At 72.2% G+C, this 22492-nt stretch carries 24 protein-coding genes; 12 read left to right on the top strand and 12 right to left on the bottom strand.

The window, feature by feature from the left end; all coding sequences use genetic code 11:
* Positions 1-52: 52 nt before the first annotated feature.
* Both BLV39_RS32165 and BLV39_RS32160 read right to left on the bottom strand, forming a co-directional pair.
* Entirely contained in the window at positions 53-1060 is a 1008-nt protein-coding gene (locus BLV39_RS32165; protein WP_090800375.1) for a 1-aminocyclopropane-1-carboxylate deaminase, read from the bottom strand.
* 2 nt (positions 1061-1062) lie between these two features.
* Complete coding sequence (locus BLV39_RS32160) at positions 1063-1455, bottom strand: FCD domain-containing protein (protein ID WP_204082882.1); 393 nt, start codon at positions 1453-1455, stop codon at positions 1063-1065.
* Between the two features lie 145 nt (positions 1456-1600).
* Between BLV39_RS32160 and BLV39_RS32155 the strand changes: the two genes are divergently transcribed.
* The gene (locus BLV39_RS32155; RefSeq protein ID WP_090800374.1) at positions 1601-2206 is read left to right on the top strand and encodes a ClpP family protease; all 606 of its coding nucleotides are present in this window, start codon (positions 1601-1603) and stop codon (positions 2204-2206) included.
* A gap of 2 nt (positions 2207-2208) precedes the next feature.
* A complete protein-coding gene (locus tag BLV39_RS32150) occupies positions 2209-2823 on the top strand; it encodes a ClpP family protease (protein WP_090800901.1) in 615 nt (204 codons plus the stop codon).
* Positions 2824-2825: 2 nt separating this feature from the next.
* Here BLV39_RS32150 and BLV39_RS45175 read toward each other — a convergent pair whose 3' ends face one another.
* Positions 2826-3164, bottom strand: coding sequence for a helix-turn-helix domain-containing protein (locus BLV39_RS45175; RefSeq protein WP_090800373.1), 339 nt, complete (start codon positions 3162-3164; stop codon positions 2826-2828).
* Between the two features lie 74 nt (positions 3165-3238).
* On the opposite strand from BLV39_RS45175, the gene BLV39_RS32140 reads away from it, so the two are divergent.
* Entirely contained in the window at positions 3239-4069 is an 831-nt protein-coding gene (locus BLV39_RS32140) for a methyltransferase domain-containing protein (RefSeq protein ID WP_090800372.1), read from the top strand.
* Here BLV39_RS32140 and BLV39_RS32135 read toward each other — a convergent pair.
* Genes BLV39_RS32135 through BLV39_RS32120 form a run of 4 tightly spaced genes read right to left on the bottom strand, consistent with a single transcriptional unit; the run spans position 4062 to position 9051 of the window.
* Entirely contained in the window at positions 4062-5885 is a 1824-nt protein-coding gene (locus BLV39_RS32135) for an amylo-alpha-1,6-glucosidase (protein WP_090800371.1), read from the bottom strand. The two genes, BLV39_RS32140 and BLV39_RS32135, sit on opposite strands and share 8 nt — an antisense overlap.
* Before the next feature lie 15 nt (positions 5886-5900).
* Positions 5901-7214: an MGH1-like glycoside hydrolase domain-containing protein gene (locus BLV39_RS32130; protein WP_090800900.1), complete on the bottom strand. Its 1314-nt coding sequence runs from the start codon at positions 7212-7214 to the stop codon at positions 5901-5903.
* Positions 7211-8008 (bottom strand): sugar phosphate isomerase/epimerase family protein, encoded by a 798-nt coding sequence (locus BLV39_RS32125; RefSeq protein WP_090800370.1) that lies wholly within the window; start codon positions 8006-8008, stop codon positions 7211-7213. The genes BLV39_RS32130 and BLV39_RS32125 overlap by 4 nt, the downstream gene beginning before the upstream one ends.
* On the bottom strand, positions 8005-9051 hold the full coding sequence (locus tag BLV39_RS32120) for a zinc-dependent alcohol dehydrogenase (protein ID WP_176985174.1): 1047 nt from the start codon (positions 9049-9051) through the stop codon (positions 8005-8007). Before BLV39_RS32120 ends, BLV39_RS32125 begins: the two co-directional genes overlap by 4 nt.
* A 302-nt stretch (positions 9052-9353) precedes the next feature.
* Between BLV39_RS32120 and BLV39_RS32115 the strand changes: the two genes are divergently transcribed.
* From BLV39_RS32115 to BLV39_RS32100, 4 genes are read left to right on the top strand one after another with little or no spacing between them, the layout of a single operon-like run.
* Positions 9354-10745, top strand: coding sequence for an ABC transporter substrate-binding protein (locus BLV39_RS32115; RefSeq protein WP_090800368.1), 1392 nt, complete (start codon positions 9354-9356; stop codon positions 10743-10745).
* Positions 10745-11722, top strand: coding sequence for a carbohydrate ABC transporter permease (locus tag BLV39_RS32110; RefSeq protein ID WP_090800367.1), 978 nt, complete (start codon positions 10745-10747; stop codon positions 11720-11722). Before BLV39_RS32115 ends, BLV39_RS32110 begins: the two co-directional genes overlap by 1 nt.
* Positions 11722-12588, top strand: coding sequence for a carbohydrate ABC transporter permease (locus BLV39_RS32105; RefSeq protein WP_090800366.1), 867 nt, complete (start codon positions 11722-11724; stop codon positions 12586-12588). The genes BLV39_RS32110 and BLV39_RS32105 overlap by 1 nt, the downstream gene beginning before the upstream one ends.
* Positions 12572-13825, top strand: coding sequence for an ROK family protein (locus BLV39_RS32100; RefSeq protein ID WP_204082881.1), 1254 nt, complete (start codon positions 12572-12574; stop codon positions 13823-13825). The genes BLV39_RS32105 and BLV39_RS32100 overlap by 17 nt, the downstream gene beginning before the upstream one ends.
* On the opposite strand, the gene BLV39_RS32095 is transcribed toward BLV39_RS32100, so the two are convergent.
* Complete coding sequence (locus tag BLV39_RS32095; RefSeq protein ID WP_090800365.1) at positions 13806-14657, bottom strand: hypothetical protein; 852 nt, start codon at positions 14655-14657, stop codon at positions 13806-13808. The genes BLV39_RS32100 and BLV39_RS32095 overlap by 20 nt on opposite strands.
* A 50-nt stretch (positions 14658-14707) precedes the next feature.
* Positions 14708-15664, bottom strand: coding sequence for an EamA family transporter (locus BLV39_RS32090; protein WP_090800364.1), 957 nt, complete (start codon positions 15662-15664; stop codon positions 14708-14710).
* Between the two features lie 68 nt (positions 15665-15732).
* On the opposite strand from BLV39_RS32090, the gene BLV39_RS32085 reads away from it, so the two are divergent.
* Complete coding sequence (locus BLV39_RS32085) at positions 15733-16599, top strand: LysR family transcriptional regulator (RefSeq protein ID WP_090800363.1); 867 nt, start codon at positions 15733-15735, stop codon at positions 16597-16599.
* Here the strand turns inward: BLV39_RS32085 and BLV39_RS32080 are convergent.
* Entirely contained in the window at positions 16580-17776 is a 1197-nt protein-coding gene (locus tag BLV39_RS32080; RefSeq protein WP_090800362.1) for a hypothetical protein, read from the bottom strand. The genes BLV39_RS32085 and BLV39_RS32080 overlap by 20 nt on opposite strands.
* A 105-nt stretch (positions 17777-17881) precedes the next feature.
* Between BLV39_RS32080 and BLV39_RS32075 the strand changes: the two genes are divergently transcribed.
* Together BLV39_RS32075 and BLV39_RS32070 are read left to right on the top strand one after the other, a co-directional pair.
* Positions 17882-18565, top strand: coding sequence for a DNA-3-methyladenine glycosylase family protein (locus tag BLV39_RS32075; protein ID WP_176985172.1), 684 nt, complete (start codon positions 17882-17884; stop codon positions 18563-18565).
* A gap of 36 nt (positions 18566-18601) precedes the next feature.
* Positions 18602-19465 carry a Gfo/Idh/MocA family protein gene (locus BLV39_RS32070; RefSeq protein WP_204082879.1) on the top strand — a complete coding sequence of 288 codons (864 nt, stop codon included), beginning with the start codon at positions 18602-18604 and terminating at the stop codon, positions 19463-19465.
* Here the strand turns inward: BLV39_RS32070 and BLV39_RS32065 are convergent.
* The gene (locus tag BLV39_RS32065) at positions 19455-20120 is read right to left on the bottom strand and encodes a DUF1345 domain-containing protein (protein ID WP_176985171.1); all 666 of its coding nucleotides are present in this window, start codon (positions 20118-20120) and stop codon (positions 19455-19457) included. The two genes, BLV39_RS32070 and BLV39_RS32065, sit on opposite strands and share 11 nt — an antisense overlap.
* Before the next feature lie 116 nt (positions 20121-20236).
* Between BLV39_RS32065 and BLV39_RS32060 the strand changes: the two genes are divergently transcribed.
* Positions 20237-21058 carry a GspE/PulE/PilB domain-containing protein gene (locus tag BLV39_RS32060; protein WP_090800358.1) on the top strand — a complete coding sequence of 274 codons (822 nt, stop codon included), beginning with the start codon at positions 20237-20239 and terminating at the stop codon, positions 21056-21058.
* The gene (locus tag BLV39_RS32055) at positions 21000-22019 is read left to right on the top strand and encodes a hypothetical protein (protein WP_143049976.1); all 1020 of its coding nucleotides are present in this window, start codon (positions 21000-21002) and stop codon (positions 22017-22019) included. Before BLV39_RS32060 ends, BLV39_RS32055 begins: the two co-directional genes overlap by 59 nt.
* On the opposite strand, the gene BLV39_RS32050 is transcribed toward BLV39_RS32055, so the two are convergent.
* Positions 21996-22484: a DnaJ family domain-containing protein gene (locus BLV39_RS32050; RefSeq protein ID WP_090800356.1), complete on the bottom strand. Its 489-nt coding sequence runs from the start codon at positions 22482-22484 to the stop codon at positions 21996-21998. The two genes, BLV39_RS32055 and BLV39_RS32050, sit on opposite strands and share 24 nt — an antisense overlap.
* Between the last annotated feature and the right edge of the window lie 8 nt (positions 22485-22492).

Here is a 22492-nt window from a genome sequence, read left to right as displayed (position 1 = left end):
TGCTACGTCGCCTGGTTAGGGCAGGTCAACCCTTCGCGCGGCAATCCGACGATCAGGAGAAGACCGAGCTGTACGCGTTGAGGGCCGGCTGGCCGCCCAGATGGGCGTAGAGCACGTTCGAGTCCGCGGGGATCTCGCCGTCGCGGACCAGGTCGATCAGTGCCGCCATCGACTTGCCCTCGTAGACCGGGTCGATGATCATGCCCTCGAGCTGGGCGGTGAGCCGGATCGCGTCCACGGTGGACGCGACCGGGATGCCGTAGAGGTCGCCGGCCCAGCCCGCCAGCACCGTGATCTCGTCGGCGCGCAGGTCCCGGCCGAGGCCGATCAGCTCTGCCGTGTTGCGGGCGATCTTCTCCACCTGGGCGCGGGTCTCGTCGATCTTCGCGGACGCGTCGATGCCGAGCACCCGCCGTGGCCGGTCCTGGCCGGCGAAGCCAGCGATCATCCCGGCCTGGGTGCTGCCGGTGACGCTGCAGACGACGATCGTGTCGAAGAAGACCCCCAGCTCCCGCTCCTGGCGTTCGACCTCGTAGGCCCAGTTGGCGAAGCCGAGGCCGCCCAGCCGGTGGTCGGACGCGCCGGCCGGGATCGCGTAGGGCACGCCGCCCGCGGCCCGGACGTCGTCGAGGGCCTGCTGCCAGCTCTCCTTGAAGCCGATGCCGAAACCCTCCTCGACCAGGCGCACGTCGGCGCCGAGGATGCGCGAGAGCAGGATGTTGCCGACCTTGTCGTTGACTGGGTCCGGCCAGTCGACCCAGCTCTCCTGCACCAGCACGGCCTTGAGCCCGGCGCGGGCGGCCACTGCCGCCACCTGACGGGTGTGGTTGGACTGGATGCCGCCGATGCTGACGAGCGTGTCGGCCCCGGTGGCCACCGCGTCGGCGAGCAGGTATTCGAGCTTGCGGGTCTTGTTGCCGCCGTACGCCAGGCCGCTGTTGCAGTCTTCGCGCTTGGCCCAGACGCGGGCGCCGCCGAGGTGGGCGCTCAACCGGTCGAGCGGGTGGACGGGGCTCGGGCCGAACAGCAGGGGGTAGCGCTCGAAGTCGTCGAGGGGCACGGTCAGTCTCCTTGCAGCAGGGGGGCCAGGGTCTGCCAGTTGGCTCGCGTGGCGGCGACCGCGCCCTCGACGTCGCCGGCCGTGCGGAGCGCGATGATCCGCTCGTGCTGGGCGACCGAGCCGCGGCCGCTCAGCGACGCGAACCGCAGCCGCTCGAGGCGGCGCAGCGCGGGCGTGAACTGGTCCAGCACGCTGCGCACCGCCGCGTTGGCGCAGGCGGTGACCGCGACACCGTGGAAGTCGTCGTCGGCCAGCGATCGCCGCGTCGACGTCGTCGGCCCGCAGCGCCGCCGCGAAGCGCGCGTTGGCCGCCCGCATCGCGTCGAGCTCGGCGGCGGACAGGTGGGCAGCGCCTCCCGGACGGCCAGCTCGCCGGCGCTCTGGGGGATCGGCATGCAATATATTGCACTCCACGCGTCGCCGGACGTCAAGACGTTCGCTGACCGCTGAACCTCGCTGCTGCCAGCAGCGTGGCCTGGCCCGCTGGCGGAAGGCATCCGCATCGTGGGCTCACAGAGCACGCGAGGCGAGGAGAGACCCATGCAGAGCTTGACGGGCGGGATGTCGCTCGACGACCAGTTGGCGACCCGGCTGTTGCACCAACGGATCATCGTGCTCGGCGCGGAGGTGGACGACCCGATCGCGAACCGGTTGTGCGCCCAGTTGCTGCTGCTGTCGGCCGAGGACCCGCAGTCGGACATCAGCCTCTACATCAACTCGCCGGGCGGATCGGTCAGCGCCGGGCTGGCCATCTACGACACGATGCGGGTGATCCCCAACGACGTGCGGACCGTCGCGATGGGGCTGGCCGGCAGCATGGCGCAGTTCCTGCTCTGCGCGGGCACGGCCGGCAAGCGGTTCGCCCTGCCGCACGCCCAGGTGCTGATGCACCAGGGCAGCGCCGGCTTTGGTGGCACGGCGGCCGACATCGAGATCTACGCCGGCCAGCTCGAGCGCGTCGGGCGCACGCTGGTCGAGCTCATCGCCCGGCACACCGGGCAGCCGGTCGAGGTCGTCGACCGGGACAGCGGGCGCGACCGGTGGTTCAGCGCGGAGGAGGCCCTCGCCTACGGGATGGTCGACCGCGTGGTGGAGCGGGTCGACGACGTGCGCCCGGCGGTCACCCGCCAGCCGGTGGGGCTGTGACCATGACCCAGTACACGATCCCGACGGTGATCGAGCGCACCTCGAGCGGTGAACGCGCCTTCGACATCTACTCGCGGCTGTTGGCCGAGCGGATCATCTTCCTCGGCACCGAGATCGACGACGGCGTCGCCAACGTGGTGATGGCCCAGCTCCTGCATCTGGAGTCGGCCAACAGCGAGATGGAGATCGGCCTCTACATCAACTCGCCCGGCGGCTCGTTCAGCGCGCTGACCGCCATCTACGACACGATGCGGTTCGTACGGCCGAACATCGCCACGTTCTGCCTCGGCCAGGCGTCCTCGGCCGCGGCCGTGCTGCTGGCCGCCGGCACGCCGGGCAAGCGCGCGGTGCTGCGACACGCGAAGGTGACCCTGCACCAGCCGTCCAGCCAGGCTCGCGGCACGCTGCCGGACCTCGCCGTCCAGGCCAAGGAGGTGGGCCGCGTACGCGCGGAGATGGAGGAGATCCTCGCCGAGGTCAGCGGACACGGCACCGCGAAGCTCCGCGCCGACATCGACCGCAACCTGACGCTGTCGGCGGACGAGGCGGTGGCGTACGGCCTCGCCGACCACGTGGTCGCCAGCCGCAAGGGCGCCCCCCTGGCCCGGGTGAGCTAGGCCTATGCGGCGACGAGCAGCCGCACCTCGCCGGCGCGGCCCATGGACGACGGGGGACGGGCCGCGCGGGCGTCGGCCAGCCGCAGCACGGGTGCCACGGGCCGGGCGGCGAGGAGGTCGCGGCCCGCCGCGGCCAACAGGTCGGGCAGGTCGACGCCGAGCGCGGTGCAGACGGCCGCGAGGACCTCTGACGACGGCTCCTTGCGGCCGCGCTCGACCTCGGAGAGATATTGCGCCGAGACCCGGGCGCGGTCCGCCACCTCGGCCAGCGTGCGGCCCTGCCGCAGCCGCACCCGGCGCAGCAGCCGGCCGAACACCTCACGCAGCGGCGGATCGCTCACGCCGCTGACTCTAGGCCCGCCACAGCGCGGTGCGCCGCCGTTTCGCGCTCGGCGTACTAGCTAGGTTGGAGACCATGACGAACGACGGTCAGTCCGACGCCGGGGCGTTCCGCGACATCGACGCGTTGCCCGAGCCCGTCTTTGACCTGATCTTCGGTGTGTTGCGGGCGATGGCCGAGCATCCGGAGATCCAGCGGGTACGCGCGGTCGCGCGGGAGGCGCTGCGTCCCGCACCGGGCCAGCGGTTGCTCGACGCGGGCGCGGGCGCCGGGGAGGTCGCCCGCGATCTGGCCGCCGCGGTCGGCCGGGACGGCGAGGTCGTGGCGATGGACGCGTCGCTCCGGACTCTGGCGGGCGCACGGGCCCTGACGCCGCCGGACCTGCCGATCCGGTTCGTCCAGGGCGACATCACCCACCTCGAGTTCCAGGCCGACACCTTCGACGGCGTCCGCTCCGAGCGCGTGCTCCAGCACGTCGTCGATCCGGACGCCGCGGTGCGCGAGCTGGCCCGGGTCACCCGGCCCGGCGGGCGGGTCTGCCTGATCGACACCGACTGGGAGTCCCTGGCCGTCGACGGCATCCGGAACGACCTGACCGTGTCCCTGCGCGAGCGCCTGCTCGGCGCCGACCCGAACCACCACGACGACATGGGCCGCACCCTGCGCCGCCGACTGGTCCAGGCCGGTCTGCGCGACGTGACGGCCACCCCGGTGGCGTGCTACTTCCCGGATCCCGTCTCGGCCGGCGTGGTGGTGCCGCTGTTCGACCCGGCGGTGCCGCCGGAGGCCGGCATGATCCCCGACGACCTGCGGGACACCTGGTTCGCCGAGCTCGCCGCGGCCGGCGAGCGCGGCGAGTTCCTGGCCGTGCTGACCATCTGGGTGGCCGCCGGAGTCGCTAGCTGAGCGCCGTCTTCAACAGCAGCGGTGCCGCCGCGGCCCAGGCCTGCGGTGAGCAGGAGTGCGGGTACGGGACCGGCGCCTGACCGGCGCGCCGGGGCAGGCCGGTCAGCACCTCGGGCAGCCGCCCGCCCGCGTACGAGGCGGCCGCGACCAGGCCCTGGGCGATCCGGGCGGCCGCGGCGGTGTGCCCGACCCGGGCCAGCCCGGCGACCGCGAGCGCGGTGTCGTGCGGCCAGACGCCGCCCCGGTGGTACGAGAGCGGGTGGTACGGCGGCTGGCCCTCGGCCAGCGTGCGGATGCCCCAGCCCGAGAAGAAGTCCTCCTCGGCGAGCCGCTGGGCGACCAGGTCGGCCCAGGAGTCGTCGAGGATGCCGGACCACAGCACGTGGCCGGCGTTCGATGCCAGCGCGTCGACCTGCCGGTCCGCGCCGTCCAGGGCCAGCGCCACGAAGGCGTTCGGCAGCCGGAAGTCGGCGGAGAACATCGCCCGCAGGCGGTCGGCGCGGCGGTCGAGCTCCGCGGCCCAGGTCGGGTCGCCCCAAGCGGTCCGGGCGAGCTCCGCGGTGCCGCGCATCGCGCGGTACGCGTACCCCTGTGCCTCGCTGACCGCGATCGGCCCCGCCGCGACCTTGCCGTCGGCGAAGACCATCGAGTCGGCGGAGTCCTTCCAGCAGTGGTGCACCAGGCCCGGCCCGTCGGTCCGGTAGCGCAGGTAGCCGGTGGCCTGGATGCCGCCGTCGTCGAGCATCCACGCGACCGCGGCCCGGGCGGCCGGTTCCAGGTCCTTGGCCACGATCGTGTCGCCGGTGACCGTGTGGTGCTCGGCGAGCAGCACGAGGAACAGCGGCGTCGCGTCTACCGTGCCGAAGTAGCGGCCGTACGGGACCTCGCCGAGCGTGGCGAGCTCGCCCTGGCGCAGCTCGTGCAGGATCTTGCCGGGTTCCTCGACCCGGTCGGGGTCGGTCATCCGGCCCTGGGTCGCCGCCAGCAGCCGCAGCGTCCCCTCGGCCAGCTCAGGCCGGTACGGCAGGGCGAACAGCGAGGTCAGCAGGCTGTCCCGGCCGAACAGGGTGAGGAACCAGGGCGCGCCGGCGGCCGGCACCACGGCACCGGCCGGCAGGTCGACGCCGGCGATCGGCGGCAGGTCGGCGGCCGGCACGCGCAGGCTGTCCAGGTCGGCCAGGCCGCGTGCGACGCACCGGGCGAGGTCGTCCGCCGGCGCCGTCGCGGCGAACGGCTCGGGCGCCAGCACGGGCACGGTGTCGCCCGCGGTCACCGCCGCGCGTAGGGTCACGGTGCCGTGGGCCGGCACGGTGACCGTCCACTGGGCACCGTCGGCGGAGAGCCGGGCCGGCGGTGACGCGGTGACGCGAGTCTGCCGGCGAAAGCCTCGCCGCGCGTACCCGAACAAGAGCGATGCCTCGTCCGTCGACACCTCGCGGATCGCGTCCGACTTGTCGAACAGGCGCGACGAGCGCAACTCGAACTGGTCGGCGAAGTCGGCCTCGGCGGACAGCGCGACGCGTACCGTCTGCGGCGACCCCACGAAGCTGGTCAGGGTCAGCTCCTCGATCAGCGAGCCGGATCCGAGCCGCTGGACCCGGCGCAGCACGAACGGCGGGTTCTCGTTGCGTGCGGTCGGCGGCGCCAGCACCACCTCGCCGGCCGACTCGGCCAGGGAGCGCAGGGCTCGGCCGTGCACGGTCAGCACCCAACGGGACAGGTGCCGGGTGTCCGCGACGAAGAAGCCGCCGGTGTCGGTGACATTGCCGCCGGCGTCCGTCAACAGGCAGGTGACGCCGGATACCAGGGTCCGCATATCGGAGTCAACGAGTCACCGGCGCGGGCCGGTGCGGATCAGATCCAGGGTCAGTGCCGCAGTCCAACTGAAGTCGTCCGTGCCGTGGCCGGCGCCGGTGAGCGGGTCGACGTATTCGCGGAAGCCGCACGCCCGCACCCGGGCCAGCAACCGGTCGCGCAGGTCGTCGGCGAGGCCGGTCTCACCGTGCAGGCGCAGGCCGTGCCAGAAGAGCCAGCTCGTGTTGATCCATCCCGGGCCGCGCCAGTACCGGCCGGGCTCGTGGTCCTCGGCGGTGAGGTCGTAGCTGGGCAGCGGGCACGCGTCGGCCAGCCGGAAGCGGTCGCCGAGCGCGGTCTTGACCAGGTCCGTCGCCACCGGCAGGTCCGGCACGATCAAGGGCAGCAGGCCCGAGATCGAGTACGACCGCAGCACCGCGTCGCCGAGCACGTCGTACGCGAAGAAGGTGCCGGCGCTCACGTCCCACAGCTCGGTCATCATGGCGTCGGTGACCTGCTGGGCGCGTACCAGGTGGCGGTTCGGGTCCTGCCCGATCTCGGTGGCGATCGAGGCCAGCGCGTACTCGCCGGCGGCGAGCAGCCCGTTGCACAGCGGATCCTCGACCGCGAACCCGGGCGTCGCCTCGTAACGCGAGTCGCGGTAGTCGCGGGCCAGCCGGATGTAGCGCCCGTAATCGGCGTCCGTGGGCCGCTCGGTGGCCGCGGCGTGCGCGAGGTCGCGCCTGGCCAGCTCGGTCGGCGGCAGCGGCACGACCCGGGAGAGCGGGAGGTCCCAGGCGGGGCTGTTGTCCATCCCGGACTCCCACGGGTGCACCACCGACATCAGGCCGCGCCCGCGCAGGTCGCGCGCGGTCAGCAGCCAGTCGTGCCAGGCGACCAGCCGGGGGTAGAGCCGCTCCAGGAACCGGCGGGAACGCGCCACGGCCGGTGCGGCCTGGTACGTCTCCCACGTGGCCAGGGCGTGCGCGGGCGGCTGCACGATCCCGGAGGTCGGCACGCCGGGCGTGCCGGAGCGGTCGGTGGACCGCCAGAACGCGGGACCGGGGAAGTACGCGTCGGCCGGCACCAGCGGGTCGAAGACGATGTGTGGCACGCGGCCGTCGGCCCACTGCGCGCCGAACAACGACTCGAGCTCGCGCTGCGCCCGCACCGGCGAGAAGTGCCGCAGCCCGAGCGCGATGAAGGCGGAGTCCCAGCTCCACTGGTGCGGGTAGAGGCCGCCGGCGGGCACGGTCGCGCCGCGCCGCCAGTTCGCCGCCAGCACCCGCCGCGCCGCCCGGTCGAGCGACGCGGACGGCGCTAGGGCGGCTATTGCGGGGGCGAGGGTCACGACCACCTCCGCAGGAAGCCCGGGATCGCCGCGACCGCCGCCGCGGGCTCGCCGCGCAGCCGGCACTCGACGGCCAGATGCCCCTCGTAGCCGACCGCGTCCAGCGTGCCGAGCAGCGCACCCCAGTCGATGTGCCCGGCGCCGGGTTGAAAGCGGTTGGAGTCGCTGACCTGGACGTGCGCGAGGTGGTCGGCGGCCTTGACCAGCGCGCTGGTGGGCTCGTCCTCCTCGATGTTCATGTGGTACGTGTCGGCCAGCACCCGCACGGAGCGCAGACCGACCTCGTCGACCAGCGAGACCGCCTCGTCGAGGCGGTTGACCATGTGGTCCTCGTAGCGGTTGAGCGGCTCCAGCACCAGCGTCACCCCGACCGACTCGGCGTGCGCGCCGAGCTCGGTGAGCGCCGCGAGCAGCACCGCCCGGTCGGCCTCGGGGGAGCGGGGCGGCTCGAACGGGGGCAGCCGCCGGGAGAACATCCCGTAGGAGGCGGGCGTGCAGGCCACCGTGCCACCGACCTCCGCGAGCACGGAGAGCTGCGAGCGGAGCTGGGCGATGGCGTCGCGGCGCAGGTCGGCGTCGAACGCGCCGATGAAGTGCAGCATGTCGACGCAGACCGAGGGCATCGGCACGCCGTCGCGGGCGGCCTGGCGCAGCTCGGGCAGCCGGTCGCGGAACGCGAAGTCGCCCTTGGCCCGCAGCTCGATCCCGTCGTAGCCGGCACGGGCGGCGAAGTCCCACTTCGCCTGGAGGCTCTCGCCGGGGAGCAGTTGCTCCTGGCAGGAGATCTTGATCATGAGAACTTCAACACCACCTGGAGTGCTTCCTGCGGACGGTGGTCGAGCATGGCGAACGCCTCCGCCGCCTCTTCCACCGCGATGACGTGTGTGACGAGGCCGACGGGGTCGACCGCGCCCTGCTGGGCGAGGTTCAGGAACGCCTGGTTGAGGCGGGCCTGGTTCCAGCGCCCGGCGAGCTCCGGCGGCACGCCCCCGATCTGGGAGGAGACGATCCGGACCCGGTTGTGATGGAACTCGTCGCCGAGCCGCAGCCCGGCGCCGTCGCCCTGGTAGAACCCGGAGGCCACGACCCGCCCGTCGACCGCGACCGCGCGGATCGCGTCGTGCAGGGCCGGGTAGTGCCCGCTGATCTCGATCGCCACGTCGGCGCCGCGCCCGTCGGTCAGCCCGCGCAGGGCGATCCCCACGTCGGTCGCGGCGGCGTCGACGACGTGCGTCGCACCGTATTCCTTGGCCTTCTCCAGCCGGGCCGGCAGCGTGTCGACCGCGACCACGGTGGCGCCGGAGAGTTGGGCCAGCCGGGTGGCGAGCAGCCCGAGCACGCCCTGGCCGAAGATCACGACCACTTCGGAGAGGTGGATGTCGGCGGCCAGCACGCCGTTGAGCGCGACCGCGCCGACCCGCGCGAAAGTGGCTGCGACCGGGTCCAGGCCGGGCGGCACGACGCAGCCGCGAACCTTCTCGATCGGGAGTACGGCCTCGCCGCGGTGCCCCCAGATGCCCCAGACCTGCTGGCCGGGGATCGGGTCGCCGTCCTGCGGCTCGTCCGCCAACACTTCGACCACCTCGCCGACCTCGGAGTAGCCGAGGCCCGCCACCGGGTAGTTGAGCCCGCTCGACCCCTCGACGAACAGTCGCAGGTCCGGGTCCCAGTCGCGGTTGAGGTAGGGGTTCGTGCCCCGGTACGCGGTGAGCTCGGTGCCTGCCGAGATCCCGGAGTAGCTGGTGCGGACCCGTACCTGCCCCGGCCGCAGCTCCACGTGGGGCTGGTCGACGACCTCCACGTGACGGGGAGAGGTGAACTGCACTATCTGCGGCACGACGGCCTTCCACCCATGCTCGAAGAGAGAAGCGCGCGACATAACGACGGGTTGTTCCGCCGAGATGTTACGCACTTATGTCTGGCAATCAAGTATAAGTCCGAGTCGCGACCTCTCGTGTCAAATGTGGACAAAGGACGCGCGGACCGGAGACAACCTGGTCAAGATCGTCCGTTACCCGACGAAGAGACCGAACGTTACGTACATATGTCTTGCCTTCACGTATAAGACCTTGGTGTTATTCGTCCGTAGATCGTGGACAAAGGAGCGAGATCGATAAATCGGACTAAGGAGCAAACCGCGTGAACGCGAGAAGACTGCTCACCGCCGTGCTCGCGGCGACCCTGGTGACCACCGCGCTGAGTGCCTGTGGAGGCGACGACCCCGAGGACGACGCCAGCGGCTCGATCACCGTGTGGAGCCTGGAGAACCAGACCGACCGGGTCCAGGCCACCCAGAAGATCGCCGATCAGTTCACCGCCGCGACCGGCATCCAGGTCAAGATCGTGGCGACCGACGAGAACCAGTTCACCAGCCTGATCACCTCAGCGGCCGCCTCCGGCCAGATGCCGGACGTGGTGGGCGCCCTGCCGCTGGCCGCGGTGTCCCAGATGGCGACCAACGACCTGCTCGACACCGATGCCGCCAAGGCCGTCGTCGACGAGCTCGGCCGCGGCACCTTCTCGCCGCGCGCCCTGGAGCTCACCGGGCAGGACGGCAACCAGCTCGCCGTGCCCAGTGACGGCTGGGCCCAGTTGCTCTTCTATCGCAAGGACCTGTTCGACAAGGCGGGCCTCCAGCCGCCGGACACCTTCGACAAGATCCGCGCCGCCGCGCAGCGGCTCAACACCGGTGGGGTCGCCGGCATCACGCTGGCCACCGTCCCCAACGACGCCTTCACCGAGCAGACGTTCGAGAACTTCGCCCTCGGCAACGGCTGTGAGCTGGTCGACGACGCCAAGAACGTCACGCTCGACACGCCACAGTGCGTGGCCACGTTCCAGTTGTACGAGGACCTGGTCAAGAACTGGTCGGTGCCCGGCGCGCAGGACGTCGACACCACCCGGGCCACGTACTTCGCCGGCAAGGCCGCGATGGTGGTCTGGTCGTCGTTCCTGCTCGACGAGATGGCCGGGCTCCGCAACGACGCCCTGCCGACCTGTCCCGAGTGCAAGGCCGACCCGGCCTACCTGGCCAAGAACAGCGGCATCGTGACCGCGGTGGCCGGGCCGAACGGTCAGCCGGCGCAGTTCGGCGAGATCACGAGCTGGGCGATCACCAAGGACGGCCCGAGCACCGACCAGGCCCGCAAGTTCGTCGCGTACATGATGAACGAGGGCTACCCCGGCTGGCTCGGCATCGCGCCCGAGGGCAAGTTCCCGGTCCGCAAGGGCGACTCGGCCGACCCGGCGAAGTTCGCGACCGCCTGGAACACGCTGCCGGCCGGCGTCGACACCCGCAAGCCGCTCTCCGACAGCTACCCGGCCGACGTGCTGGAGGCGCTGCGTACCAGCCCTGACACCTTCAAGCGCTGGGCACTGCCGCAGAAGCAGGGCGCGCTGCTCGGCGCCACGCTCGGCGAGCTGCCCGTACCCAAGGCGGTCAACGCCCTGGCCGGTGGTGAGCTCGATGCCGCCGGCGCGGCGAAACGCGCCGCGGAGGACGTGCGGGCGATCCAGAAGTCGCTGAACTGATGGTCGCGACCCGCGAGGACCGGCCGGCGGCGCCCGAGCGCCGCCGGCCGGCGCGGCAGCTCACCCGGCGGCAGCGGGAGAACCGCGCCGGCCTGGCGTACCTGTCGCCGACGTTCGTGGTCGTGCTGGTCGTGGTCGTCGTGCCGATCCTGTGGACGATCCTGCTGGCGTTCCAGCGGCTGCGGCTGATCAACATCCGGCGCACCGGCCTGTTCGGCGACTTCACCCTGCGCAACTTCGAGTACGTGTTCACCTCGCCGGGCTTCTGGAGCTCGCTGTGGACCACGCTGGTCTACACGGTCGGCGGCACCGCGTTCTCGATCCTGTTCGGGCTCATCGCCGCGCTCGCCCTGCGCAAGCGGTTCCCCGGTCGCACGCTGGTGCGGGCCAGCGTGCTGCTGCCGTACGTGGCGCCGGTGGTCGCGGTGACCTTCGTCTGGGAGATCATGCTCAGCCCGCAGTTCGGCGTCGCCAACGACTGGGGCCAGCGGTTCCTCGGCTGGGACCGGCCGATCGCCTTCCTCAGCCAGCGGGAATACAGCCTCTGGGGCGTCGACATCCCGCTCGCGCTGATCACGGTGATCGCGTTCGAGGCCTGGCGCTACTTCCCGTTCGCGTTCCTGTTCATCCTGGCCCGGCTCCAGGCGGTCCCCAAGGACCTCGAGGAGGCGGCCGTGGTCGACGGGGCCGCGCCGACCCAGCTCTTCCGGCACATCCTGCTCCCGCAGCTAGGTGCGGTGATCGCCCTGCTGTCGGTGCTGCGCTTCATCATGACCTTCAACAAGTTCGACGACGTCTGGCTGCTCACCGGCGGTGGTGCGGGCACCCAGGTGGCCAGCGTCCGGGTCTACGACTTCCTCACCTCGCGGCTCGACATCGGTGCCGCCGCGGCACAGGGCCTGGTGCTCGCCGCCGTACTCGTGGTGCTGCTGGTGGTCTATCTCAAGTTCTTCGCGCCCCGGGAGGATGAGTCGTGATGGACCGGGCGACCTTCGAGACCCGCCTGTTCGGCGTGCTGCGCTGGGTCGTGATCGCGGTGCTGATCGTGGTCACGCTGTTCCCGTTCTACTACATGGTGCTGTTGTCCATCCGGCCGATCGAGGCGGTGCTCCAGAACCCCGGGGGCCTCTGGGCCGGCCCGGCGGAGTGGACGGTGTCGACCTACCGCGAGGTGCTCGGCTCCGTCGACAGCGGGGGCCAGGGCTTCGTGCGGCTGATCCTCAACACGTTCCTGGTGGCCGCGTCGGCGACCATCCTGACGCTGCTCGTGTCGATTCCCGGCTCGTACGCGGTGAGCCGTCTGCGGTTCGTCGGCCGCCGGCAGGTGCACTTCCTGTTCCTGGCCGTGTACCTGTTCCCGGCGATCCTGCTGGCGATCCCGCTGTTCACCGTGTTCACGCGGCTGGGCCTGCGGGGCTCGCTGGCCGGGCTGGTCGTCGTCTACATCGCGCAGACGATCCCGGTGTCGATCTACATGCTGCGCAACTACCTGAGCACGATCCCGGAGAGCCTCGAAGAGGCCGCCGCCGTCGACGGTTACACACGGTTACAAACCCTGCGTAAGGTAATCTTGCCGCTCGCGGCACCGGCCGTGATGGCGAACGCACTCTACGTCTTCATGATCGCATGGAACGAGTACCTGTTCGCCCTCCTGTTCCTGGTCGAGAACCGTCAAAACTGGACGGTCTCCCTCGGCCTCGCCCAGCTCGCCGGAGGCATCGAAGTGAGCAAGACGGTTTTGATGGCCGGGTCGGTGGTGCTTACCCTGCCCATCGTGATCATCTTCTTCGCCACGGAGCGGCTGCTGACGGAGGGGCTGACCGCCGGTGCCGACAAGGGATAGGCCGCCGCACCAGGGCGGCCCACCCGGCTCGCCGGCCGTCGCCCGCGGCGGCGCGGCCGGCATCCAGAACTCGGCCGGGCACCTGCTCGCGCTGGTCCGCACCGGCCGGGCGCGGACCCGCTCGGAGCTCCAGTCCTACACGGGGTTGTCGCGGTCGACGCTGGTCACCCGGATCGACGCCTTGCGGGCGGCCGGCTACCTGCGCAGCTCCGGCGTGGAGGAGTCGACCGGGGGCCGGCCCGCCGAGCTGTTGGAGTTCGACACCGGCCACGGCGTGGTGCTGGTCGCCGACCTGGGCGCCAACCACGCCCGGGCGGCGGTCCTCGACGTCGGCGGCACCCTGCTCGGAGAAGAGCACGAGCACATCAAGATCGGCGAGGGCCCTTCTTTTGTGCTCGACTGGGTCGACGCGGCCTTCGCCCGTCTGCTGGCCGGGGCGGGCGAGTTGCGCGAACGCGTGCGGGGGATCGGCGTCGGCGTGCCAGGCCCGGTCGAGTACGACGCCGGCGTGGTCACCGAGCCGCCGATCATGCCGGGCTGGGACGGGGTGCCGATCGCCGACCGGCTCCGCGCCACCTGGGGCTGCCCGGTCTTCGTCGACAACGACGCCAACCTGATGGCGCTCGGCGAGCAGGTGGCGTTCTACCCGGACTGCCCGGCGTTGCTGCTGGTCAAAGTCGCGACAGGCATCGGCGCCGGCATCGTGATCGACGGCCGGGTGTACCGCGGCATCGACGGCGGCGCCGGCGACATCGGACACATCCGTCTCGCGTCCTTCCCTGACGCCCGGTGCGAGTGCGGCCTCTACGGCTGCCTCTCGGCCGTCGCCAGCGGGCTGGCCCTGGCGCAACGGCTGACGCTCGGTGGCACGCCCACCCAGTCGGGCCCGGAGCTGGTCGAGCGCATCCGGGAGGGCCACGGCGAGGCGGTGCACCTGGCCCGCGAGGCGGGCCGCCTGGCCGGCGAGGTCCTGGCCACGGTGGTCTGCCTGGTCAACCCGGGCGTCCTGGTGATCGCCGGCGACCTGGCCGAGACCCACTTCGTGACCGGCGTACGCGAGATGCTCTACCGCTACGCCCTCCCGCGCGCGACCCGCCACCTGGAGGTCACCACCAGCCGGCTGGGCCCCCAGTCGGCGGTCACGGGCGCGCACGCCATGGTGCTGGACGAGATCTACTCCCCGAGCGCGGTCGACGCGGAACTGTCCGCGCTGGCTCTCAGTCCCCGGGGCGCGTGAGGCGGCGCAGCACGCGGTGCACCGTGTTAGTCGGCGCGACCCAGACGTGCCGGTCGTCGTACGACCAGGCGTAGGTCGGGTTGCCGTCTCGCACCAGCTCGCACAGGCCCGGTTGGTCGAGTTCGCGCGCGGACCACTCGTACAGCCGCTGGAGTCTGGGTTGGATCACTCCGTAGTCGAGGAGCCGCCCGAGGCGGTTCTCGTGGTCGAGATAGGACTGGAGCTCGTCGTCCGCCGGGTAGCGGTCGGGCAGGACGCGGCGCAGTGAGAGGAACACGCCGGCGCCGCCGAGTCGGGGATCGCCGACCGTCTTGCCGAGGACGGCGAACGGGCCGAGCGCGAGCTTCGGCGCGGAGACCAGGGCGTGCGTGTAGAGGACCCGCAGCAGCACGACGTTGAGGAAGAAGCGCTCCGGCGCGGGTTCGGCCTCGGCGAGGTGGCGGCTGTCGAGGTATCCGGCGACGATGCTGGCGTTGTGGGCGCGGTACCAGTTGCCGGCCGTGGGTTCGTCGATGAAGGCCGTCCACTGGTCGACCGTGGGGTCGGAGATCGCCCCGGCTCGCCCGCCGGACCGGGCCATCGCCTCGCAACCGTCCCGGATGAGCCGGTCGTTGACGGACCGCCACCAGCGGCTGCCGGTCCCGGGGTTCAGCACGCCGCGGCCGGCCTGCCAGCGCATGAACGACAGCGCCGCCCGCCGGAACGGCAGGTGCTTGGGCGCGTGGCCGAACGGGCCGAGGTAGGTCCGGGCGAGCAGCTCGATCCGCCGCCGCGGGTCGTCGCGGACGGCGGCAAGCTGCGCGGCGGCCCACTCCGCGGCACTCTCGGACATTGCGCCATGATCTCGCGGGTGGACCAGCATTCGAAAGACATCGTCGACTACTAGGCGATCGGCTGCCGTGCCCGTGAGCGGCCGGGGGCGGTGTGTTCCCGGGCGCGTACATGTCTTGGCATGTGCGTACGTGCCCTCACATGTGGGCGGCGGGCCGGTGGCCGGGTGTCCGGGCGCTCGCCGGGCTTCCGGACCGCGCCGATGCTGGCGCTGATGATCAGGACGGTGGCCAGTCCCTCGGTGACGGTGAGGTGCTGGCTCAGGACGAGGAAGCCGGCGAGTGTGGCGATGGCCGGGCCGAGGCTCATCAGCACGGCGAAGGTGGCCGTCGGCATGCGGCGCAAGGCCGTGAGCTCGAGGGTGTACGGCAGCAGTGACGAGAGCACCGCCACGGCGGCGCCCAGCGCGAGGACCGGCGGGTGCAGCAGTGCTGGTCCGATGCCCAGGGGGAGGGTCAACGCGGCGGCGACCGTCATGGCGAGGGCCAGGCCGTCGAGTTTCGGGAAGCGGCTGCCGACGCGGGCGCTGAGCACGATGTACGCCGCCCACATGGCCGCCGCGCCCAGGGCGAAGGCGATCCCGGCCGGGTCGAGTCGGTCAAAGCCCGTGCGCCCCAGCAGCGCGACGCCGACCAGCGCCAGACCCGCCCATAGCCAGTTCGCCGCCCGGCGGCCGGTCAGCACGGACAGCGCCAGCGGGCCCAGCACCTCCAGGGTCACCGCCAGGCCGAGCGGGATGCGGTCGATCGCGTGGTAGAAGAGCGTGTTCATGCCGGCCAGGGCCACGCCGAACCCGGCGATCAGGGCCCAGTCGGCGCGCGCGTAGCCGCGTACCCGTGGCCGGCACACCGCCAGCAACACGATCGCCGCGATCGCCAGCCGCAGCGTGACCACCGCGGACACCCCGGCGCGCGGGAACAGCAGCGCGGCGACCGCGCTGCCGAACTGGACCGACAACGCCCCGCCCAGGACGAGGCCGACGCCCGGGTGGCGCCTGATGTGTGTCACGAGTCGACGCTAGGAGCCTGCGGACCGCGACGGAAATGCCGCTTTGGCTGCGGTTATGCTTCACGGTTATGACCGTCGAGGTGCGTCACCTGCGGGCGTTCCTCGCCATCGCCGAGGAAGGCACCATCACCGGTGCCGCGGTCCGGCTCCACCTGACGCAGCCCGCGCTGTCCCGCACGCTGCGCCAGCTCGAGACCCATCTGGGCCACCGGCTCGTCGACCGGTCGACGCACCACCTGCACCTGACGCCAGCGGGCACGGCCTTCCGCGACCGGGCCGCGGCAGCGGTCGCCGCCGTCGACGACGTCCTCGACCCCACCCGGGCCGGCACCTGGCCGCTGCGCCTCGGCCACGCCTGGTCGGCGCTGGGCGCACACACGACCACGCTGTTGCGCCGCTGGCAGCAGGACCACCCGGCGACCCCGCTGGAGCTGTTGCGCATCGACGAGCGCACCGGCGGCCTGGCCCGAGGCAGCGTCGATGTCGCGATCCTGCGCGCACCGGTCGACCTGCCCGACATCGTCGTCGAGGCCCTGCTGAGCGAGGCGCGCGTGGCGGCGGTGCCGGCCGACAGCGTCCTGGCCGGGCGACCCGTGGCCACCCTTGCCGATCTCGCGGCCCACCCCATCGCGGTCAACTCACTCAGCGGCACCACCACGCTCGACCTGTGGCCGCCGTCGCGAACTCCCGCCACCACGGTCGAGACCGCGAACACCGACGACTGGCTGGCCGCCATCGCCGCCGGGCGGGCGGTCGGCGTGACCACCGAGGCCACGGCCGCCATGCATCCGCATCCGGCGGTGGCCTACGTACCCCTGGCCGATGCCCCGTCCGTCACCGTCTCCCTGGCCTGGCGCTCCCCACCCAGCCACCCCGCGGTGGCCGACCTGGTCGCCCTGGCCCGCGACGTCGTGCTCACGACGCCAACGCGCTGACGAAGTCGTAGAGGCCGTTTCCGGCCGCACCGATGACCAACTGCCCGGCCACGGACAGGAGCACGCCGAGCGCGCTCTTCGTCTGTGCGTCCACCGTCCCGTCGGTGTCGACGGTGTGCCGGACCGTAGCTTCGGCGGCGGCGAGCCGCTGGGCGGTCGCCAGGTCCTGCGGAAGCTCGTGTCGGAGGCGATCGAGGATCTCGAGGACGGCGCGCAGCGCCTTGAGGTCCTCCTGGGGATCGGTGCCAGGGACGCTGTTGTGCAGTCCGCCGAACGCCGACCCGCGCAGGTCGCTGCCGTTGATGTAGAAGGTGTTGTTGACGCGCACGCCCTGCGAGGGCGGGCGACTCGTCACCGCGCGCCCGACGTTGCGCCGCGGGTCCGCCATGAGCCAGGTGTGCGCGGCCGGCCGGCCGCGCAGGCGACGCTCGGGGATCATGGCCGGATCGGAAGCGAGCCGGACGAAGGCGATGCGCAGCTCGCGCAGCCAGCCGAGGGCGGCGCGGTGACGTTCGAGCAGGTTGTTGGCGATCGCCGCGCGCAACGCGGCGGGATCTCCGCTGCACTCGCCTTCCGGCACCGATGTCTCCGCCGCTACCCGTGCGACCAGCGCCTCCAGCCGGCCGGCCACAGCACGGTCGCCCTCGCCGGGTGATCGGACGGGCAGCGGCGGTCGTTCGAGCCTGCGCATCCCGTCGTCCGGCGCGAAGGAGCGGGACGTGCCGTCGGTGAAGGCCACTTCCAGCCGCCCGGCTTCGACGTCGGGCCAGACCGCCTGGACCTTGCGGAAGGTGAGCGAAGGCTCCGGCGCTTGTTCCTTCGCGTGGTCCGACCCGGGGCAGACCCAGTCCCAGGCCCGTACGGTCTCGGCCAGCACGCTGGTGGCCTTGGCCGGGCTGGCCGACAGCTCGACCTGGGCGCTGGCCATGAGCTCGTCCGCGAAGTCGCACAGGCGGATGCCGTCGGACCTCCACAGGACGAGCGCCCCGACGGGTATCGCCACCGCCAGCGCCCACGCGTCGAGCCAGGAGAAGACCAGCACCATGACCACGAACGCGCCGCCGGCGGCCAGGCAGCGCAACAGGAAGCCTTTGACCGGCCTTTCCTCCGCCGAGACGCCGTGTACGAGCTCGCGAGGGGTCATCCGCGATGCGGTGCCGAGGTCGCGGGGGTTCATGAGGCAATGGTCGAGCAAGAGCGCCGGCGCACGCTGCCCCCGTACGGTCAGGCTCGTTGGTCCGATCTCGCGACGGGGGAGTCGCCCGGCTGGGATCGTAGGACCGTGGGCACTGGCAAGGTCACCTTCCGGCAGGCGGCCGAGCTGCTCGCCGCCCGGGATCCGGTGATGGCGCGGTTGGTGGCAGGGGCGCCGGCGCCGCGGATTCCGTTGTGGAAGGAGACCAACTTCGAGTCGCTGGTACGCGGGATCGTCTTCCAGCAACTCGCCCGGCCGGCCGCGGTCGCGATCCTCGGGCGGTTGATCGACGCCGCGCACGGCGAGCTCACACCGGACTCGGTGCTGCCGCTCTCGGACGCGGTGCTGCGCAAGGTCGGGTTCTCCGCCCGCAAGGTGATCTCCCTGCGCGACCTGGCCACCAAGGTCCGCGACGGCGACATCGTGCTCGACAACCGGCGGCTCGGCCACCTGCCCGACGACGAGATCATCCGTCGGCTGTCGACGGTCAAGGGCATCGGGCCGTGGTCGTCGCAGCTCTTCATCATGTTCCAGCTCCGCCGGCCGGACGTCTGGCCGGTCGGCGACCTCGGCATCCGGCGTGGCTACGGCGTCGCCTACGGCATCCCGACCCCGACCGAGCGGGAGCTGGAACCGCTCGGCGAGCAGTTCCGGCCCTACCGCACCACGGCCGCCTGGTACTGCTGGATGGCCGAAGCCGTGATCGCCGGCCGCACACCGACGCTGCCGATCGGCGACGACCCGATCCTGAAAGCACACGGCGTGGCGTGAGGCCACGGCTCCGGTGCCGGGGCTTCAATGTCGACTGTGGAAGAGCCGGTGCGGGTCGGGCTGGTCGGTGCCGGTCACTGGGCTGAGGTCATGCACGGACCGACCCTGGCCGCCGGGCCGGAGACCACGCTGGTCGGGGTCTGGGCGCGGCGCGCGGACGCGGCGGACAGGTTGGCGGCGCGCCTGGGCACCACCGCCGTGCCGTCGTTCGACGCGCTGCTCGACCGGTGCGAGGCGGTCGCCTTCGCGGTGCCGCCGGACGTCCAGGCTGATCTCGCCGTCCGGGCGGCCGAGGCCGGGCGGGCACTGCTGCTGGAGAAGCCGGTCGCGCTCACCGTCGCCGACGCCGAACGGGTCGCCAAAGCCGCGCGCGAGAACGGCGTGGTCAGCCAGCTTGTCCTGACGAAGCGCTATCACCCGGCGACCAGGGCTTTCCTCGCCGCCGCGGCCGACTTCACGGCGATCGGCGCCCGGGCCCGGTATCTGCACGGCGGGTTCCTCGCCGGTCCGTTCGCCACCGGCTGGCGACTCGAGCACGGCGCCCTGCACGATCTCGGCCCGCACCTGCTCGACCTGGTCGAGGCCGCACTCGGCCCGATCGAGACGATCGACCGGCACGGAGAGCCCACCGGTTGGTTGGAACTGACCTGCACCCACCGCGACGGCGCGATCAGCCAACTTTCCCTCTCGGGCGCGGTCGGCGGCCTGTCCGCCTCAAGGGCCGGGCTCGAGGTCTACGGCCCCGCGGGCGCGCTGGAGATCGACTTCGCCACCGTCGACCACGGCGAATGCTGGCCCGTGCTGCGCGCCGAGTTCGCCCGCGCCGTCCGGACCGGTGTGCCGCATGCCCTCGGCGCGGACCACGGCGTACACCTTCAGCGGTTGCTCGCTAGTTGTTGACCAGGCCGGCGATCAGGTTGATCGCGCCGGCGACGATGGCCACGCCGAACACGTACGACAGCAGGGCGTGGCCCAGGACTGTGCGGCGGATCGGGGAGCTGCGCAGGGTCGTGTCGGAGACCTGGAAGGTCATGCCGATCGTGAACGCCAGGTACGCGAAGTCGCGGTAGTTCGGCTTGTGCTCCGACAGCGGTTCTCCGAAGTCGATCCTGCTGCCGTGGCTCTGGTAGTCGAGTTTCGCGTACCGCAGCGTGTAGACGGTGTTCATGGTGACCCAGGCGGTGGCCACCGTGAGCACGGCGATCCCGATCAGCACCCCACGGAACGCGCCGTGCTGGTTGGCGGCCTCGCCCAGCGCGAACCCGACGCCGAGCAGGCTGACCAGGCACGCCGCGACCAGCAGGGCGGTCGCCGAGCCGTGGGTCTGGTCCTCGCGGCCGGCCAGCTTCTCCGTCTTGGACCCGTCGGCGCTCATGAAGATCGGCCAGACCGACACCAGGAAGCTCAGCGATGCGGCGTCATAGCCGGCGATCACCGCAAGCTCCCAGTCGATCGGGCTGGCGGCCAGCGCGGCGGCGACGATCACCCAGATGACGATCACCGTGCCGGCGCGGCGGATCGCCGGACCGTGCCAGCCCAGCATGCGCCGCGGCATGGGAGATTCCGGCGAGCGGGCCACATAGGAAGCATGGCAGGGAACCGGCGTGGTCATCCAGACACGCCGGATCTCAGTAACCGGACAAACCAGCCTTATAGGAGCAGCATCGGGGTATGGCGTTGACCGAGAGCCGCCGCGACCACTTCCGCACGCTCGCGGCCGACTGGAACTGCGGCTACGTCGACGTCACCAACGAGTGGATCGACACCGAGGTGCAGGCGGGGTACGACCCGGCCGTGCTCGCCCGCGACGCCTGGCTGCCGCTGCACGTGGACGACGAGGGCTACGTGCTGGTCGCCGTCGCGGCGGAGCCCACGATCGAGCGGGTCGCGCTGATCGAGGCGGCGGTCGGCGCGCCGGTCTGCCTGGCGGTCACCAGCGATGTGGACCTGGCGGAGGCGATTCGGCAGGCATATCCCCAGCCGATGGGCTCCCGCTCCCGCTTCCGCTTCGGGTGGGTCATCGGAGCCGTCGCGTTGCTGGTGCTCGCGGGCGCCGTTGTGCTCGCGCCGGTGCCGACCCTCGTCGTGCTCGCCCTGCTGACCAGCGCCGGGTTCCTCGCCGGCGTCGGCGCCACGGTCACCGACCACCCGGCCGCGCCGCTCGCCCGCGCGATCGCCCTCCCGCTCACCCCGCTCCTGTACGCCCTGTTCCTCGCCGCACTCGTGCTGCCCGCCGAGCGGGTGTTCCCGGCCTGGTCGGTCGGCATCACCATGGCCAGCCTGCTGGCCGGCAACACCGCGCTGGTCCACGCCGACCTGCTGGACGCCTTCCGCCGGGGCGGCGCCGTAGCCCCCGCGCTGCGCGCCCCGCTGCGCTGGCTGCTCGACTCCGCCGCGGCCCTGCGGCGGCCATTGACCCGGGAGAAGGCCAGGCATGGCGATCGCACCGTCCACAGTGGCGACACCTCGGTGGCAGCGGTGGAGCCCGGCTGAGGAACGCTGGCCGGCCGGCACCGTCACCCGCGCTCTCCTGCGCCTGCTGCTCGCGCTGCCGTTCGCGGGCCTCGCGCTCTACGCGGCCGGGCGCGGTTTCGTGCCCCGGCCGGCCGGACCGTTGTCGGCTCTGGTCACCACGCTCGGCCCGCTCGGCGTGGGGTTGGTCGCCGCGGCCGCCACCGGGACGGCGCTCGCCGCGTTGGCGGAGCGGCTGGTCCGCTGGCAGGTCCCGGTCCGGGTCGGCGTGCCGCTGGTCCTGGTGCCGGCGCTGGCGTACACGGGCTCCGCCGATCCGATCGCCGTCCTGACGGTCGCGTTCCTGGCGCTGGCGGTCGAGGGCTTTCTCCACTTCGCGGTCGCGGGCCAGCCCGAGGGTGCGGTGCGGGCCGGCCTGATGCTCGCGGGCGCGGCGCTGTGCGACCCGGCCGCGACCGGCTACGCGCTCGCCTTCGCCGCCGTGGCCCCGTTCGTCGCCGCCGGCCGCCGCGGCCCCGACATCGACGCGGGCCCGACCCGGGCCATGCTGCTGTTCCCGCCGCTGGCCGTGCTCGCCGGCGCGGTGCTGCTCAACTGGCGCCTCACCGGCCAGGCCGGGATCGGCTTCGACCCCGCCGGGCTGCTGGGCGCGCTGGGCGGGGCGGTGGTGGCGGTCGTGCACACGCCGCTCTACGCGGCGGTCGCGGTCGTCTACGCGGTACGCCGCCCGCGCGCGCTGGCCGGCTACCTCGCCCCGGTCGTGGTGTTGTTCGTGACCCTGCTGGCCGGGCTGGCGTACTCGGCGGTGACGAACTATCTGCTGCTGACCACGATCGCGCTGATCGCCGTGCCGAGGTCGCCGAGCCGCCGGCTGGGCGTGTTCCTGGGCACGGTGGCGCTCCTGCAGTGGGCACAGTTGATCACCTGGCCGCCGGCAAGCCCGCCGTTCCAGGAATGGCTACGCGTCGTGTGGGGGTTCTGAGCGCTTCCGGAGCCAGCGGCGGGGCTTGGCTTTGGCTCGCGGCTCCGGCGCGGGCTCTTGCCGGGCCGCGGCGAACCGGGCCTCCAGCGCCTCTCGCCACAGCGCCACCATCGCCTCGACGTCGATCCGGCGGACCGGCACGAACGGCGGCGTCGGGCGGACCTGGTAGTCGAGGATGTCGCGGTTGAGCTCGGCGACCGTCTCGCGTACCCGCTGCTCGGAAGGAAGCCCGCGGATCTCGTCGGGCAGCCGCTCGACCTGGCGCGCGAGCTGGATCGACGGCGGCAGCATGGCCGTGCCGCTGATGCCCTCGCGGCGCAGGAACTCCTTGAGCCACCACTGCTCGTCGTAGGGCTCGGTGTGGCCGGGCAGCGGCTTGCCGGCGCCCGGGAGATCGTCGAACTCGCCGTTCTCCCGGGCCGCACGGATCTGCGCCTCGATGAGGGACTCGATACGGTCGCCCATCGACCCAA

Source organism: Asanoa ishikariensis, from assembly GCF_900107455.1.
Taxonomy (GTDB): domain Bacteria; phylum Actinomycetota; class Actinomycetes; order Mycobacteriales; family Micromonosporaceae; genus Asanoa; species Asanoa ishikariensis.
The sequence above is the reverse complement of the archived record's forward strand: the minus strand, read 5'-3'. Positions and strand labels throughout refer to the sequence as shown.